The sequence below is a fragment of the Stenotrophomonas sp. SY1 genome (assembly GCF_021202945.1).
Lineage (GTDB): Bacteria > Pseudomonadota > Gammaproteobacteria > Xanthomonadales > Xanthomonadaceae > Stenotrophomonas.
In genome coordinates this window covers 704885-721152 of sequence record NZ_JAJOYR010000001.1, presented here as the reverse complement: position 1 = coordinate 721152, position 16268 = coordinate 704885, and the positions used below count along the sequence as shown (strand labels likewise).

The window sequence follows — 16268 nt, the reverse complement described above, 5'->3', positions numbered from 1 at the left end:
TTGACTGGGTGCCAATACGTCCTGGTATCGCGGGCGAGGCGGTTTTACGTTATGCAAAATTCCAGGACGTTGCAGCCGTAGAAGAACTGGCTCTCGGGCCGTACTTTTACTGGTGTTGCGGAAGGCTGGAGATGAGCGCGTTCCGGAAAAATCGTCTGAGATATGGTGACCCCTCGTCACCCACAACACGGTCCGCTGCTGGCCGAAAGCAGACAGCTGCAAGGTGGAAGCCCGCTGGTACTCAAAGGCACCCGCCGCAGGAGGCCCGGGCAGCGGGATGGGGTCGCACCATTTGAAACGCCATTCCCCCCGCCCCCAGACTGCTCTGGGTTTCGCGCAGCGGTGGCAGTATCCTGCCGCGATGCGCCTGCTTGTTCTCGAAGATCAGTCCGATTTGCGCGAGTCCGTTGCCAGCCGGCTGCGCGCGCAAGGCCATGCGGTGGACGAGGCCCGCGACCTAGCTGAGGCGGAATCCTTCGTGCAGTCGTATGCCTACGATGTACTTCTGCTTGATCGCGGCTTGCCCGATGGCGATGCCCTGGACGCGTTGCTGCGCTGGCGCCAGACCGGCATCGTTGCACCGGCACTGTTCCTGACGGCACGCGACTCGATCGAGGACCGCGTTGATGGCTTCGCCGGAGGCGCCGACGATTACCTGGTCAAGCCATTCGCGATGGACGAACTGGTCGCCCGCATCAGTGCAATCGGTCGTCGTGGCAGCGCGATCCGGCCCAGTACGATCCGCATCGCCGACCTTGAAATCGACCTGGCACGACGCGCGGCACGACGCGGTGGCATCGCATTGCCGCTGCGGCCAAAGGAGTTCGCGTTGCTGCAACTTCTAGCCGAACGTGCGGGACAGGTGGTATCGCGACAGGACCTCCTCGCGGCCTGCTGGGGCGAGGACCAGCAGCCGGCCTCCAACGCCGAGGAAGTGCTGATTGCCGCCCTGCGCCGCAAGCTCGGCGATCCACCGTTGCTGCGCACCGTACGCGGCACGGGCTATCTGCTGGAAAGCCCCGATGCCACGCGCGCGTGACCGGCTGCTGCGCCGGTTGCACCTGCGCCTGACGGCGATCTGGAGCCTGGCCTGGTTGTTCTGCGTGATCGCGTTGTGCGTGGTCGCGATCCTCACGCATGCCCGGCTGACCCAACTCGACATCACCTCCACTCTGCGGCTTCGCGCGACTGCGGTATACGGGCTCACCTGGTTCGATACCGACGGCAGATTCCATGACGAAGTGCTGCGCAAGGAAGCCGACGTGCTGGATGGGGGCGCCGATATCTGGGTAGTCGGCCACGGTACGCCTGCGACGGTGCTGCTGCGCCCGGACCAGCCGCAGTTCGAACTCGCCGACCCGATTGGTACCGCTGAAGCGGCGATACGCGACGGTGCCGATACGGTCCAAGAAGACCGCGACGGGCGTGGTCGCCCATTCCTGTTGTATGCCAAGGAAACCTACGACGAAGGCGATCGTCCTGCGGCCATCATCCTGGTGCTGGGCGATCCCGCCGCGCGCGATGCGGCACAGTCGGCCTTCGTGCGCTCGACCTTGCTGATCGCCCTTGGCTTTGCGGCGTTCGGAATAGTGGTCGGCTATTTCCTGTCGCGGCGTTCGATGCGCCCGGCAATCGCGTCCTTCCAGCAGCAGGAGCGCTTCCTTTCCGCCGCTGCGCATGAACTGCGCACGCCGGTCGCGCGATTGCAGGCATTGTGCGAATCCGCAAGGGATGGGCGCGAGGCGCCCGCACAGATACTTGGCAAGGTCGAGCGCGTGGCTGGACAGACAACCCGCCTTGTGGACAAGCTGCTGTTGCTGGCGCGGCTGGACACCGCTGCCACGCCCGTTTCGAAAGAACCGGTGCGTTTGGACCTGCTGGTCGAATCCGTGCTGCCGGAGGATGAGCAGATCGAATTTCACGCAACCGAATCGGTGGTGAACGCCGACGTTCAGCTGGTCCAGACCGCTGTGCGGAACCTGATCGAGAACGCCTTGGTACATACGGCAAAAGCCGGGAACGGCGAGCCGATCCGCGTGACCGTGGCGGGCCACTCCGTCGTCGTCGAAGACCGCGGCCCGGGGTTCCCCGATGCGCTGCTGCAACGCATCGGCGAGCCCTTCGTGTCCGGCCCCAACAGCCCCGGCAGCGGCCTGGGGCTGTCCATTGTCCGGCACATCGCGCAACTGCACGGCGGCGAACTGCGCCTGGAGAACCGTGCCGGCGGCGGGGCGCGCACCGAACTGCGCCTGTAGCGAGCGGCGGCGGGAGGCCGTCAGGTAGATATCAGGTTCGCTCCCTAAGGTAGGCCCTGCCCAACGGCAATACGCCGTCCGCAGCCCGTTACCTGAGCGCTCCCCATGCCTACTTCCGCCACCACCCGCACCAAATGGCTTTCGCTGATGACCAGCATCCTCTTCGCTTCTGCTTTCGCCCTGCCCGGCAGCGCCAATGCCCAGTCCGGCTACATGCCCGACGAAACGTCCCTGCATGAGGGCACATGGCTGCAATGGCCGCATGACTACACCTACGGCCGCGCCTACCGCGACCGGATCGAGCCCACATGGGTGGCCATGACGCGTGCATTGGTCAGCAGCGAGAACGTGCACATCGTCGTCTACAACAACGCCGAGAAGGCCCGCGTACGCAATGTCCTTCAGGGCGCGGGCGTGCCCTTGGCGAAGGTTGACTTCCTGGTCCGCCCCACCGACGACGTCTGGGTGCGCGACAACGGCCCCGTGTTCGTCTACGACCGCAACGACAAACTGACCATCACCGACTGGGGCTTCAACGGTTGGGGCTACGACGCGCCGTACCGCAAGGACGACAGCGTGCCCGGTGCTGTGGCACGCACGCATGGTCTGCCCAGCGTAGACCTCAACGATGTGGTGCTGGAAGGTGGCGCGATCGAGGTCGATGGTCGCGGCGTGTTGATGGCCACGCGCAGTTCCACGCGTGAGCCCAACCGCAACGCGGACCTGAGCCAGTCCGAGTTCGAGCAGGTACTGCGCGACCAACTGGGCGTGGCCAAGTTCATCTGGCTCGACGGCGCACCCGGCGGCAAGGAAGACATCACCGACATGCATATCGATGGCTTTGCTCGCTTTGGCACACCGGACACCATCGTCACCATGAATCACGCGGATCTGCGCGAATGGGGCCTGTCGGACACCGACGTGGCCGCGTTGTACCGCGCCACCGACATCGACGAGGCACCCTACCGTTTCGTGCAACTGCCGCTGACCCAGCGCGACGTGGTCACCAGTTACGGCTACGAACTCGGCTACAAGGGTTCCTACGTCAATTACTACGTCGGCAATACCGTGGTGCTCGTTCCGGAGTACAAAGACCCCAACGACGCAGTCGCCAAGGCCATTCTCCAGCGCCTGTATCCAGGCCGCACCGTGGTGGGTATCGATGTGCGCAACCTGTACCGCAACGGCGGCATGGTGCATTGCGTTACCCAGCAGCAGCCCGCCGCGTTGTGATGGCTCCATGCTGGCAGCTGAGATTCCATTGATATCTTTCGTCCGCTGATGACGAGCACGTGCTACGCCGGTGGTGCTGCTTGGCGGTCGGGTCGTTGTACTCCGACACTCACCAGGCATTACCGCTTGCCTGGATACCTGCGCCAGCATTGACGTGATGGTCCGCAACCAACCCGCACACGCGGGTTCGTTGCATCAGGCGCGGCCTTCGGCTGCCGATGCCGCTTCACTTCCCACGGACGGCGTTTGTGGGCGATGCCGCGGTGCCACTATTCGCGTTGAAGTGGCCACCTTGGTCGCTGTGGATCGTGGTAGTACATCACTCCGTCGTCCCACAGCGGCCCGCGCAAAAGCTGAGATTTCCGGCACTGCTTTGGACATCGCTACGAGCTGCCTCATCGAGGCGGAACGCTCGCCGTGTGATTACGTTGTCCGACCGTTTCGCGACTCTGCTTGATTCAAGCATTGCATCCGTACCGCTTCAAACGGAGAGCATCAGGCCCGGCACGGTGCTTTGGGCCTGAACCAGGCACCCAGCAGCAGGAATCCCGCCCTGCCCTCGGCATCGTCAACATGTATTGACACCCCCAATCTCGTCAACTAATGTTGACGACATGACGCTGCCCAAGACGCTACCTGATCCCGACAACAGCGCCGACGCCCTCGCCGCCGTACTGGCGCTGCGGCAACTGGCCGATGAACTCGAGGCCCGCGCCGTGCATGCCGCGCTGCGCGACGGCTGGTCGTGGTCCCAGATCGCCGAGGCCCTGGGTGTCTCCAAGCAGGCCGCACATCGGCGCCTTTCACACCTCCAACCCACCGCAAAGGGATGACGCAACCATGCTTACGTTGTTCAGTCGATATGCGCAGGACTCCCGAACCCTGGCCGAGCTTTGCAGTGCTGCGGAGGAGATTGCACGCGGCCATGGCCGTGCCAAGCCAAGCTCCGAGCACTTCGTACTGGCGGCACTCGGATTGGATGACAGAACCGCGATCGAGGCTTTCAAGCATCTTTCGCTGACCGAGGCGGATTTCCTTGGCGCGCTGGATTCACAGCATGAGGCCGCACTTTCATCCGTCGGCATGGCGCGGCCGGCGGCGCTGCCAGGGCCGCCTACCGACGCACTGGTTGCTCCAAAAGGCAGGCTTTACCAGGCAGACGCTTCCGGCCAAACGCTTGTCCAGCGTTTGGCACAGTCGCGCAGCAAACGGAAGGGACGCAGCCTGCTCGGCGCGGATGTTCTGCTGAGCGTGGCCCAGGAGGCGTTCACGCCTGCAAGCCGCGCCTTCCGGTCGCTCGGAATCAGCACCGTACAGATCACCGAAGCGGCATCAGCGGCGATTGCTTCGCGCACCGCACGCGCAAGCAATGCCTGAGCGTGTCGTGCTGCGGATGGATCGCAACGGACCGGCTCGACTGCAGTTGAAAGCCCGGTGTTGCGAGCGTTGCAGCACCATGTGGATGCAACCGTTCGGCGATGGGATGAACTCCCGTACGGGAGCCTTGCGGGCCCGTCGAAACACGCTCTCCGCCCCTGACCATGGGGCGCCATGCGCCCCAAAACAGACATAATCCAGCGCACTGAGTTCAGCTATAACCCGCTCGCTCCCTTCAGGCCTCCTTCGCTGGCAATGGCATCCATGTTCGAGTCATACCTGCTGTTCTTCTTTGCCGGACTGGGCGCCTTCAATGGCGTGGCGTTGTCGCTGTACCTGCTATGGCGACAACCCGTCACGCCGGCGCAACGGTGGTTAGCCGCGCTGGTACTGATGCTCAGCCTGCGCACCGGGAAATCCGTGCTGTTCTACTTCTGGCCGGAGATCTCCAAGCTGGTCCTGCAGATCGGGCTGACTGCCTGCTTCCTCATCGGCGTATGCCTGATCGGTTTTGTGCGTGCCTGGGCCGACCCCAAACGCCAGCACACCCGCTACGACCCGGCATTGACATTGAGCCTGCTCGCGCTCGCCACCGGCTTTGGCGTGGCCTACCCCTATACCGACAACGTGAGCCTGTGGGCCGGGCCGGTATGGCGTTTCATCCAGGTGGGCTGGCTGGTCTGCCTGCTGGTCGCATCGTGGCTGTTCTTCCGCGCCACCCGGCAAGGTCACGCCCGTGGGGCACCCGACGCGCTGACCAGCACCCATGTCGCCTCGGTCATCGCGGGCGTTGCGCTGATATGGCTGGCTTATGTCACTGCCGGCCTGACCTCGTACATTGTCGGCGCGCTGTCGTTCTCGGTCGTGCTGTACCTGAGTGGCGTCGTGGTTCTCACCCGGCGCAAGCCACGCCCCGCCATCGCGCCCTACCAGGACCGCAAGATCGACTCGACCGAAGCCGAAGCGGCATTGCAGGCCCTGCACAAACTCATGGCCGACGAGCACCTGTACAAGAACGCCGGCTTGACCTTGTCCAAGGTCGCAAGCCGTCTCAACCTGCCGCCGGCGCGCCTGTCGCAGTTGCTCAACGACAACCACAAGACCGCCTTCAAACCGTACCTGGCGCAATTGAGGATCGAGGCCGCCAAGCAGTTGCTGCGCGCGCCGGCCCCGGTGCCGATGGAACACGTCGCAGAGGCCTCCGGCTTCCTGTCCATGTCCACCTTCTACAGCAGCTTCAAGAAGGCCGAGGGGATGACGCCGGCAGCATGGCGACTGGCCCAGACGCGGCTGGATCCCAGCTCCTGAAACACGTTTCCGGAGTTCGGAAACGCACACCAAGATATTGATCCACAAAGGCATCCGACAGAATCCGGGGCATCCATCAACCGGAGCCCCTCCATGTCAGCAACGCCATCCAAGCCGGCAACCGCCGGTGCAGTACCGCAGCACGCAAGCCTCATCCAACGGTTTGGAATCGCCCTTTTCGCACTGTTGCTCAGCGGCCTCGCCCACGCCGAGCCCGCCACCGAGGACGGTCAGGTCGCTGCGGTCATCCAGGACTACCTGCAGGGCAGTTCCTACAACCAGGCCGACCAGCTCCGACGTGCGTTTCACCCTGAGGCACGCCTGTACCTGAGCCAGGGAACGGACGGCATGCGCGAGGTGAGCATCACCGAGTACGCCGGCTGGTTCAGCAAAAACCCGGGGCAGTTCAATGGCCGTATCGGCCGTCTGCTCGGCACGCAGGTCGATGGCAACATCGCAACGGCGAAGGCGGAGATCCTGATCGGCAAGGACCAGGCGCGCTTCGTAGATCTGTTCCTGCTGAAAAAGCTTGGCGGGCAATGGCAGATCATCAGCAAGACCGCCACCCGCTATCCCGATGCATTCGAGGACAAGAGTGCGGCCTACTACAAGACCTTTCCGTTCTCGATCGAGCAGCGTCTGTTGGAGAGCAAGGGGCTGTTCCGTCATGGCGTCCGCAACACATCGCATGTGGAAATCGATGGCCGGCTCATCACCGGCATGAACTGGCAATCCACCCGCGATGTCGCCACCGCCATCATCCAGAGTCTGGAAGCCGAAGCAGGTGCCGCGCGAGTCGATCCGGTCACCAGCCGCTGAGTGGCTGAATCAGGCCAAGGATGGCCGTTTCAGGTCGGAACCACTCCGGCGCTCACCGAAGCCTGACGCAATCTCAAGCGACTTTCAGTCCGCGCAACAGCAGTTCAAGTGCGGCCGTCGCCTGTACCAGACGCGCACTGGCGTCGTCTCCTTCGGCAATCCAGAACGCGGCCTCTGCGAGGCTGCCGTAGATCAGCGATGCCAGCGCCTGTGCATCCACCGGCGCGATCACTCCCCGCTGGATGAGGTTGCTGATCAACCGCTGCATCGAGGCGACGCAATGTCGCTGCGAGTCGGGTGAAGCTCCGCCGAGCACGGCACGTGCATCGCGCAGCACGATGCGCTGGACCTCCGGTTCCAGTGCCATGTCCAGGTAGGCGACGCACCGCTGGCGGAATCCCTCCCAGGCATCCTCAGCAGCATCGCTGATCGCCTGCAGCCGCGTATCGGTCTCGGCATCGATCTGCTCGACCACGGCTGCCAGCAGCCCCTTCTTGTCACCGAAGTGGTGGTAAAGCGCACCGCGCGTAAGCCCGGCCTGGGCGGTCAGGTCGTCCATCGAGGTGGCCGCATAGCCGTGTTCGCTGAACACCCGGCGGGCAGTGGACAGCAGGTTGGCGCGGGTTTCTTCCATTTCAGCGCGGGTGCGGCGGACCATCCGGAGCTCCTTACATACGGTGTGCATGATTGTTTACATACGGCGCGTATGAATGTAGCCTCTTATTCATACGCTCTGTATGTATTGTCATGGCGCGACCTGTGCCAGGCAAGTCCGGCCGCTTTGGAGACCCCTGTTGGCTACCGCTTATCGCGAACTGTTTGCTACGCCCGGCACGCCGGGCCTGGCGCTGGCAGGGCTGATCGCCCGCCTGCCGCTGCCGATGACGGGCATCGGCATCATCAGTCTGCTGTCTTCGTTGCGAGGCAGCTACGCCCTGGCCGGTGCGGTGTCCGCGCTGTTTGTTCTGACCTACGCGATCGTTTCGCCGCAGGTCTCGCGGCTGGTTGATCGACGCGGGCAAGGGCGTGTGCTGCCCATCGCCACTGCGGTCAGCGTTTTCGGATTGCTGTTGCTTGCCGCCGCCACCTGGCGGGACGCACCCGACTGGACACTGTTTGTCGCCGCCTTGTTTGCAGGCTGCATGCCCAGCGTCTCGGCGATGGTGCGCGCGCGTTGGACTGCACTGCATCGTGGTCGTCCCCTGTTGCAGGCGGCTTACTCCCTGGAGACGGTGCTTGATGAGCTCAGCTTCATCGCCGGGCCGCCCATCGCGGTCGGCCTGTCGATCGCGCTGATGCCCCAGGCAGGCGTGTTGGCCGCGGCGGTGTTGCTGGCCATCGGCGTCGCTGCACTGGTCGCGCAGCGGAGTACCGAGCCTGCCGTGGAGTTGATCGAAGCGACGACTCACAAGCAACAGCCGATGATCGCTTTCCCAGGCGTTCTCTGGTTGGTCGTGCTGATGATGGCGATGGGCCTCATCGTCGGCAGCATCGATATCACCAGCGTTGCATTCACCGCTGCGCTTGGCCAACCCGGCGCAGCCAGCCTTGTGCTGTCTGCGTACGCGCTCGGTTCCTGCACGGCGGGGCTGCTGTTCGGCGCATGGCGCATGTCGCTTCCGCTGCACCGGCAATTGCTGCTGGGCGGTGCTGCAACTGCGCTGACTACCGTGCCGCTGCTCTACGTCACAGGCACCGTCCAGCTGGCATCGGCGGTTCTGCTGGCCGGGCTGTTCTTCGCGCCGACGATGATCGTGGCGATGTCACTGATTGAACGGCGGGTTCCTGCGCGACGTGTGACCGAAGGCATGACCTGGCTGCTGGCGGGCCTGAATGTCGGCGTGGCGGCAGGTGCTGCAGTGTCCGGCCAGGTGGTCGATCGCTTCGACTCTCACGCTGGCTTCGTCGTTGCGCTGTGCGCAGGCGGCGTTGTGCTGGTCACCTCATGGCTGACCAGCCGGGCTCTCCAGCGCTCGGACCACATCGATTGCAGCGCCGATCCCGTTGGGATCTCCGGCAACCTGTGGGTAGCCGCGGCGCTGGCATTGGCGGCGTTGCTTACCTGCGCAGGCGCCCGCACGCTGTCCAGATCAGCGTAGAGCAGAAGGCACACGCATTCGGCTGTTCGGACAACGTGGACAGCTGCTGTTGGCGGCATCCGCGCCCGGCATTGAGGCATGATCTGCATCTCTTCGCATGGATTGCGGAGGCTGCAAGCACACGCCCCCATCCCGTGTTGAACCGTCGCCGGTACTCGCCCGGCGTCGGCCCAACGATGCGATTGAATAGCTTGCGGAACGTGCCGGAGTCGCCTGGACGCTTCTCCACACCATTGCGGACAAGCGACGGAACTTCTCAAAAGAATTACGCCCGGACATCTGCTTCAAGCAGTGCAAAACAGCGCTGAGCAACTGATTTCACACTGTGCGCAACGGGGCGGCATTGATCGATCGATCACGGAATCTCTCCGCGAACTTCTCCCCACAACCCCTGCCCTGATTCGATAAAAACAGGGCTAAGCAATTGATTCAATGGTGGGACCACCAGCTGCTTAGCCAGCCACATGTAGGCACCAAGTAGGCACCAAACGAAAAAGGCACCGTTGATAGGTGCCTTTTCTTGTGCGTGAAAGCATAGATTGGCCACTGTTGAAACCCATAGTTTGACCGTGCTGGCTCGGTCGTCTCAACCTGAGAAATTGCCAACATTCAAGCAGAATCCTACGTACTCCTTTGTCGGGTCCAAGCTAAAGGGTTCCTTTCTCTAGCTCCCAGCAAATCAGCCATTCGGATTAAACGGCAGAACAGCGGCTCCAGAGACCATGCATCCGCTGTGCAGCGACATCCTCACCATTGGTTGAAGGTGCCAATTTCACCATTTTGCGCGAACACCAACACGGCCACGGAGCAGGGGCGAATTTCCAAGATGCTGGAGGCTGGTGTCGATATTCACCTCTGCAAACAGTGAAACCCTGTTCTCGTTCCAACTATTTACGCCGCCGATGCCAAGGCCACCCCAGAAGCGATCGTCGTGAGTTGCGAACGGAACCGGGTCGCTTTCGTCGGCTCCTGCGACCGTTACCCGGACGCCGTCCAGGAACTCGTAATAGATATTGGCGATGGCGTAGACGTGGGAGCCCTTGTCGCGGCCATTGGATGTGAGCCCATGGGCTTCACGTTCAAGGGCAAGCCCCAACCGTCCCCGCACGCTTTCGCCCTTGTCATCCGAAACGCGGGCCCTGAAGGCATCACTGAACGTATCAAAGCTGACCTGCGAATAGACCAGTTGTGCCTGTGGCGTGAGCTTGTAGGTCTGGCCAAGATTCCGCTTCCACCCCGCCTCGATCGAAGCCGCCACGCCACGGCCATCGTTGTCCTCGACCATGGACCTGTCGGCGGTGTTGGAATCGAGGTCGCTGGCGTACCAGCTGTAAGCGGCCTGCGCATCTGCATAGAACCCATTGGGGTTGTACCAGGTCATCGTCGCGCCAAGTCCATACGCATCAGTCCTGATCCGTCCATTGCCCTGGATCGACCGCACATCCGTGCGGTCGACACCATGGAGCGCCGTCAACCCGCCAACGAGAACGCCCCATCCATCATCCTCTTTGAGTGTGATGTCGAGCCCTAGATTCAAGGCGTAACCATCGCTGCGTTGCGTGGCACCCGTGGTGGAATGACCTGAATCGGACCGGCGACGACCAACGTCGATCCGACCCCAAGTGCTGTTCCCAGCCACGGCACTGTCGTCGCCATCGGTCCACGACCTGGCACCAACTCGCTGGCGCAGCGTCGGTAGTGTGTTGAGCACGAGCAGGACCTGCGGGTAGCTCTCGTAAAGCGGAGTTCCAGGATTGTAGGCAGGATCGACATTCGTCCCGCCGCCATCGCGCAGCTCTGAACGCAGATACCAGTCTCCATCGGCTGTGTCGCTGTTCTGGTTGAGCGTGTACGCATAGGCACCACCCACCACTGCCTGCTGGCCTGTCGTTGCCGTGAAATCGCCAAGCAACTGGAATACGCCATTCGACGCACCCGCCACGTCTATCAGCTTGATGCCGCGATCCGTCTGTGCGCCAGCTCCGCCTACATTGATCACCTGGACCTGGCTGTGACCTGTGCTGTTGCCGTCTATCCGCAACAGGTCGGTTGCAGATCGATCACCGTCGAGCTGGGTGTTGAATCTTGTTGTTCCTCCCTCGCCAACGTAGTCGCCCGTCACGGTCAGTACCGTGCCAAGCGCAGAAACGTCGTTCGCAGCCATGCTCACTCGCCCGGCATTGATGAGCGTGCGAACAGTCTGATCATGGCCTGCCAACGAGAGCATGGCGCCCTGTGCTACCCGATGTGAGGAGTCCGCACTGAAGCTGTTTGCGCCACCGGCCTGCAATACGCCCGCGGAGACAAGCGTTTCGCCCAGATAGGTGTTGGCGCCAGCCAGGATCGTGGTTCCGCTTCCCGCCTGCACAACGGATCCGTTGCCCGTTATGCGGCCTGAGAACGTGACATCGTCGATCCGATTGAACGAGAGAACGCCATCATTGATGACGTCGCCCGTGATCGAACCGCTCGTGCCGCCAACACCAACTTGCAACGTTCCGGCGAGAATCGCCGTGCGGCCAATGGTGCTATCTGCCGTCAGTGCCAGCGTACCGGCCCCGGCTTTGGTGAGCATGCCTGCACCGGAGATCACACCAGCGTGGATGAGCGTCGTGCCTGAGGCCGTTTCGAGCGTTCCTCCATTCGTATCGATGGTGGTCACGCGCGCAGTTGCCATGTTGGCAATCGTCCGCAGCGTGCCGGTGTCAAAGCGCAGGGCGCCGGCCAATGCCCCGAGATTGCTGTTGTCGGATACCTGCAGCACACCACCATTGACCGATGTTCCACCCCCATAGCTATTGCTGCCGGTCAGCTCCAGGGTACCAAGGTCGGTCTTTACCAGTTGGCTGCTGCCGGTGATCTGCGCATCGATGGTTACAGTGAAATCCGCCCCCGCGGCCGTTCCGTCGCCGACACGGATCTCCGCTGCAGGTCCGACCAGGCCCAGCGAATTCCCGTTGACGCGATAGCCATCCACGGCGAACTGCATGCCGGATGCGGTCACCGCGCCAAGGCTGTTGTCCACAGATACGATTCCAGGGGCTCCCTGGAAGATGGCGAACGCGCCATCGGCCCAAGGGGCATTCGGTGTGCCCGTGATCTGTGTCCAGTTTTCATTGCCCGAGTGATTCTGCCAAAGGCCATCGCCGCCATTGATATGACCATCATTCTTCGGCCCCGCCGCTCCATCCCAGAAGTTGAGCAATAGACCGTTTGTGTTGACTAGGTTGACCTGTTTGGCAATCGACGTCTGCACATGAAAGGCTGATGAGGGCAAGGTGCCAAGCGTCAGACCGTTGTCGGTTAGGGCGCCTGCATAGTTGATCAGTCGATAGGTCCCGGTGCCGAAGCTGCCTCCCAGGGTCACGGTCACATCCAGCGTCCCGTCGAGCACCAGATCTCCGCCGACGACCACCAGGTCGTTGAACGGCCCACCTACGACATCAGCAGCGCCAAAACTGTAGTCGAGTAGCGAACCGGCATTGAGTGTCAGATCGCCTTTGATCGTGAGCGTCTCGCGTCCCGGGGTGATGTTCCCCGGGAAGAGTGTCGCGTTGTCGGCCACGATCACATCACCACCAATGACCCCTGCCCCACCAAGGATCGCGTTGCCAGCAACAGTTGTCAGTCCCGCCGCGGCCGTTTGGTCGCCATTGACGAACAGCGCGCCCGAGGAAATCAGGGTTGGACCGCTGTAACTGTTGTTGCCGGTGAGGACCGTCGTGCCACTTCCTATCTGTGCCGTCTGTCCCGAACCAGATATGACGCCATCAAAGGCGATGTCATCGGAGCGGTTGAAGAGCAGCGTACCGTCGTTGAGCACATTGCCAATGATCGATCCGTCGGTGCCGCCAGTGCCGAGTTGCAGTGCCCCGGCTGAAATCACCGTGCCTCCTGCGTAGGTACTGTCGCCTGTCAGGATGAGCGCGCCGTCTCCGATTTTGCGGAGGGTACCGACGCCGGAAATCATGCCGGAGTGAACAAGCGTCGTGGCCGCCGCCGTCGCGAACGTGCCCCCGTTGGCATCGAGCGTAGTCACACGCGTCGTAGCCATATCGGCCGTCGTACCCAGCGTGCCGCCGTCAAAGTGGAGTCCACCGGTCAACGCTCCAAGATGGGTGTCGCTTGACACCTGCAACACGCCATCGTTGAACGTTGTGCCGCCCGCATAGCTGTTGGCGCCAACCAGAGTGGTGGTACCGCTGCCAATGTGGCGCACCGAACCGCTGCCCGAGATGGCACCCAGAAATACAGTGCTGTCTGATCGATTGAAGTTCAACGCGCCGTTGTTGGTCACATCTCCAAGGACACTACCACTTGTGCCACCGTTGCCCAGCTGCAAGGTGCCACCGCTTATGGTGGTGCCGCCCGTGTAGCTGTTGGAGCCTGTAAGAACAAGATTGCCGAGATCGGTTTTCTCGAGATTGGTGTTTCCCTCCAGAACGGCAGAAATGGTCGCGGACATGGCCGCACTGGAGGCTGTGCCGTCGCCGACGCGTATCACAGAGCGGCCTGTGCCTGGGCCGTCCTCCAACAGCATCAATGGTTGGCCAGAGAGAACGTAGGCGTCGGTCGCAAACTGCATTCCGGATGCATTGACGACACCAAGACCGTCGTCAATGGTTACCGTCCCGGATGCCCCCTGGAAAATTGCAACGGCACCCGGGCTCCAGGGAGCGTTCATGCTGCCCGTCGCTTCAGTCCAGTTGTCATTGCCGGAGCTGTTCTGCCAGACGCCGTCACCGCCATCCACCACGCTGTTGTTCTTTGGGCCCGCGGCGCCGTCCCAGAAGTTGAGAAGCAGACCGTTGGTGTTGACCAGGTTGACCTGATTGCTGATCGAGGTCTGGACGTGAAAGTTCGGCGAAGGAATGGTGCCCACCGACAGTCCGTTGTCGGTCAGGCTTCCACCGTAGCTGATGATCCGGTAGACACCCGTGGCAAAGGCACCACCGGGCGAGGTCGCAACATTGAGCGTCCCATCCAGCGTCACGTCACCCCGGACCACGGTGAGATCGTTAAGCGGGCCTCCGGCGACATTGGCCTGTCCGAGGCTGTAGGCGAGCAGGGAGTTCGGGGCAAGCCTGAGATCGCCATTGATCACAAGTGTGCCAGCCGCTGGCCCGGACGCGCCTGGCGATATCGTGCCGCCATCGAGAATGGCCACATCACCGCCGAGCGTACCCCGCCCTCCCAGCACTGCGCCATTCTCGACTGTGACGGGCCCTGTCGCTGCTGTCTGGTCGCCGTTTGCGTAGAGAGCCCCGGACACCACATGCGTTGGGCCGGCATAGCTGTTCGTTCCCGCCAGCACCAACGCGCCGTCGCCACTCTTGATGAGGCTGCCTGCGCCGGAGACCGTGCCGTTATGGGTGAGCGTTGAGGCATTGGTGACGGCGAACGTGCCTCCGCCGAGTGCCAAGGTCGTGGCGCGGGCGGTCACCATATCAAGCGCCGTTTCCAGCGTGCCGTTGTCAAAGCTCAGTGGTCCGCTTGAAGCTCCAAGATTTGCGTCGCTGGAGATGCGGAGCGTGCCGCCATTGATTGCGGTGCCGCCCGCATGGGTGTTCGCACCCGTCAGTATCAATGTACCGAGGCCCGTCTTGGTCAGGCCCCCCATCCCCGCGAACTGGGATCCAATTGTGCCCATATGGCCATTGGTGTCGGCAATCCCGCCTCCGGAAAGCAGCTGTATGCCGGTAGGCACGCTTAGCGAAGTGTTGGCCTCAAACCCCAGCGTGCCGCCATCAATCGTGAGGCTGCGCAGTGTCGAGTTCGTAAGCCCCATGTTCCAGCGTGAAGTGCCAAGCAGATTCAGCGTGGATCCACTTCCGGCGGCCGTAGTCACGATGCCATTGATGGTTGAACTGTTGGCGGTAATGGTCGTGCTTGTTGACGACGGAACATTGATTGCGCGACCGCTGGCGGAGTTGAGCACCGAGTTGTTCAACGTGAGCAGGTTCACACCGGCGCTTGCAAGGACTGCGTCCCCCGCAGAATTCACTGTCGCGTTCGTCAGTACTACGGTATTGGTTGCGCCTATGCCTGTGGCGCCAAATTGAATGCCTGGCGAAGAAGCGTTCGAAGTGGTGATGGTGGATCCGGAGAAATCGATCGCCGCACCATTGTCTGTGTATAGACCAGGGGCAGAGGCGCCCGTTGTCGAGACCGATGTACCGGAAGCCACCACAGCGCCACGGGTGCTGGCTTCAAGCCCTTTGCTGCTGTTTCCGCTGGTTTGAATGGTCGAGTTGGTCAAGCGTACATACGTCGCAACCGACGAGCCAAAGGCATACGCCCCTGTTGCATTCGCGCCTGTCGTGACAATCACCGTCCCATCTGTTGAAACCGTTGCATTGTTCGTGGCCGATAGACCCCGGGCGGTGCTGCCATGCGTTGTGACGGATCCTCCGCTCAATGTAACTGTGCTTCCAAACGCGTTGGCGTTTGCTCCATGCGCCGCAACCCCGCTGGTTTCAACGGACGAGTTTGTTGCAGTGATAACGCCGGGGAAGCTCGCACTTGTGGAGCCGGCCGAATAGCCGCCTGAATTGTCGCCCTCAGTGGTCGCGGTGCTGTTGCTGATGAAAATTCGCGAGCTGCCACCGCCGGTGCTTCGGGCGGAGAAGGCAGGCGCATTTGCGCCCGTGGTTGTTACCGTTGTTCCATTCTGAACCGTAACAAGGGCGCCGGCATCGGATCTTATGCCGTAGGCATTGTTGCCCGCGGTTCCCACTACCGCTCCGTCGACCAGCGCAATTGCATTGCTGGTGGCCTCTACACCGCTTGCGTACGCGCCGGAGGTGGTGAGGCGTGTTCCATAAAGCTCAACCCGTCCGGTCGTACCCGCCCCCTGAATGCTGACGGCATCGGCGGCGCCAGTAGCCGTGCCGGTTGTGTCCAGCGTAGTTATCTGCCCCCCCCTCATTACCACCCTGCCGCCGCCCAGAACCCGGATGCCCTGCGCCAGGGAACCGCTAGTGGTGATCGTCACGTTGGTCGCATTGACGGTACTTCCAGTGTTCTGCGCGTGGATGCCTACTCCAGCCAGATCTGCTGTGGCCGTGCTGTACGTTGAGGAAGGGTAAGTCGCACCAGGTACGTTGACCGTACTCCCGTTGGTCACGGAAATCGCCTGGGCGAGAGCCGTTTGCGGTAGCGATGAAATTGCAATGAG

At 62.2% G+C, this 16268-nt stretch carries 10 protein-coding genes; 8 read left to right on the top strand and 2 right to left on the bottom strand.

Annotation, left to right across the window (positions count from 1 at the left end):
- The first annotated feature begins 361 nt into the window (after positions 1-361).
- From LR961_RS02830 to LR961_RS02800, 7 genes are all read left to right on the top strand, one after another.
- On the top strand, positions 362-1039 hold the full coding sequence (locus tag LR961_RS02830) for a response regulator transcription factor (RefSeq protein ID WP_232146906.1): 678 nt from the start codon (positions 362-364) through the stop codon (positions 1037-1039).
- Positions 1023-2255 (top strand): HAMP domain-containing sensor histidine kinase, encoded by a 1233-nt coding sequence (locus LR961_RS02825; RefSeq protein WP_232146905.1) that lies wholly within the window; start codon positions 1023-1025, stop codon positions 2253-2255. Before LR961_RS02830 ends, LR961_RS02825 begins: the two co-directional genes overlap by 17 nt.
- Positions 2256-2360: 105 nt before the next feature.
- Complete coding sequence (locus LR961_RS02820) at positions 2361-3488, top strand: agmatine deiminase family protein (protein WP_232146904.1); 1128 nt, start codon at positions 2361-2363, stop codon at positions 3486-3488.
- A gap of 614 nt (positions 3489-4102) precedes the next feature.
- On the top strand, positions 4103-4321 hold the full coding sequence (locus LR961_RS02815; RefSeq protein WP_232146903.1) for an Lrp/AsnC family transcriptional regulator: 219 nt from the start codon (positions 4103-4105) through the stop codon (positions 4319-4321).
- A gap of 7 nt (positions 4322-4328) precedes the next feature.
- Positions 4329-4865: a Clp protease N-terminal domain-containing protein gene (locus LR961_RS02810; RefSeq protein ID WP_232146902.1), complete on the top strand. Its 537-nt coding sequence runs from the start codon at positions 4329-4331 to the stop codon at positions 4863-4865.
- 264 nt (positions 4866-5129) lie between these two features.
- Positions 5130-6173: a helix-turn-helix domain-containing protein gene (locus LR961_RS02805; protein ID WP_232146901.1), complete on the top strand. Its 1044-nt coding sequence runs from the start codon at positions 5130-5132 to the stop codon at positions 6171-6173.
- A 93-nt stretch (positions 6174-6266) separates the two neighbouring features.
- Positions 6267-6992 carry a nuclear transport factor 2 family protein gene (locus LR961_RS02800; protein ID WP_232146900.1) on the top strand — a complete coding sequence of 242 codons (726 nt, stop codon included), beginning with the start codon at positions 6267-6269 and terminating at the stop codon, positions 6990-6992.
- A gap of 73 nt (positions 6993-7065) precedes the next feature.
- Here LR961_RS02800 and LR961_RS02795 read toward each other — a convergent pair whose 3' ends face one another.
- Positions 7066-7650: a TetR family transcriptional regulator gene (locus LR961_RS02795; protein ID WP_232146899.1), complete on the bottom strand. Its 585-nt coding sequence runs from the start codon at positions 7648-7650 to the stop codon at positions 7066-7068.
- A 136-nt stretch (positions 7651-7786) separates the two neighbouring features.
- On the opposite strand from LR961_RS02795, the gene LR961_RS02790 reads away from it, so the two are divergent.
- On the top strand, positions 7787-9091 hold the full coding sequence (locus LR961_RS02790; RefSeq protein ID WP_232146898.1) for an MFS transporter: 1305 nt from the start codon (positions 7787-7789) through the stop codon (positions 9089-9091).
- A 772-nt stretch (positions 9092-9863) separates the two neighbouring features.
- Here LR961_RS02790 and LR961_RS02785 read toward each other — a convergent pair.
- Positions 9864-16085 carry an autotransporter outer membrane beta-barrel domain-containing protein gene (locus LR961_RS02785; RefSeq protein ID WP_232146897.1) on the bottom strand — a complete coding sequence of 2074 codons (6222 nt, stop codon included), beginning with the start codon at positions 16083-16085 and terminating at the stop codon, positions 9864-9866.
- Between the last annotated feature and the right edge of the window lie 183 nt (positions 16086-16268).

Coding starts and splice junctions, on each gene's coding strand:
- LR961_RS02830 (WP_232146906.1), top strand. CDS start 362: ATGCGCCTGCTTGTTCTCGAAGATCAGTCCGATTTGCGCGAGTCCGTT.
- LR961_RS02825 (WP_232146905.1), top strand. CDS start 1,023: ATGCCACGCGCGCGTGACCGGCTGCTGCGCCGGTTGCACCTGCGCCTG.
- LR961_RS02820 (WP_232146904.1), top strand. CDS start 2,361: ATGCCTACTTCCGCCACCACCCGCACCAAATGGCTTTCGCTGATGACC.
- LR961_RS02815 (WP_232146903.1), top strand. CDS start 4,103: ATGACGCTGCCCAAGACGCTACCTGATCCCGACAACAGCGCCGACGCC.
- LR961_RS02810 (WP_232146902.1), top strand. CDS start 4,329: ATGCTTACGTTGTTCAGTCGATATGCGCAGGACTCCCGAACCCTGGCC.
- LR961_RS02805 (WP_232146901.1), top strand. CDS start 5,130: ATGTTCGAGTCATACCTGCTGTTCTTCTTTGCCGGACTGGGCGCCTTC.
- LR961_RS02800 (WP_232146900.1), top strand. CDS start 6,267: ATGTCAGCAACGCCATCCAAGCCGGCAACCGCCGGTGCAGTACCGCAG.
- LR961_RS02795 (WP_232146899.1), bottom strand. CDS start 7,650: ATGGTCCGCCGCACCCGCGCTGAAATGGAAGAAACCCGCGCCAACCTG.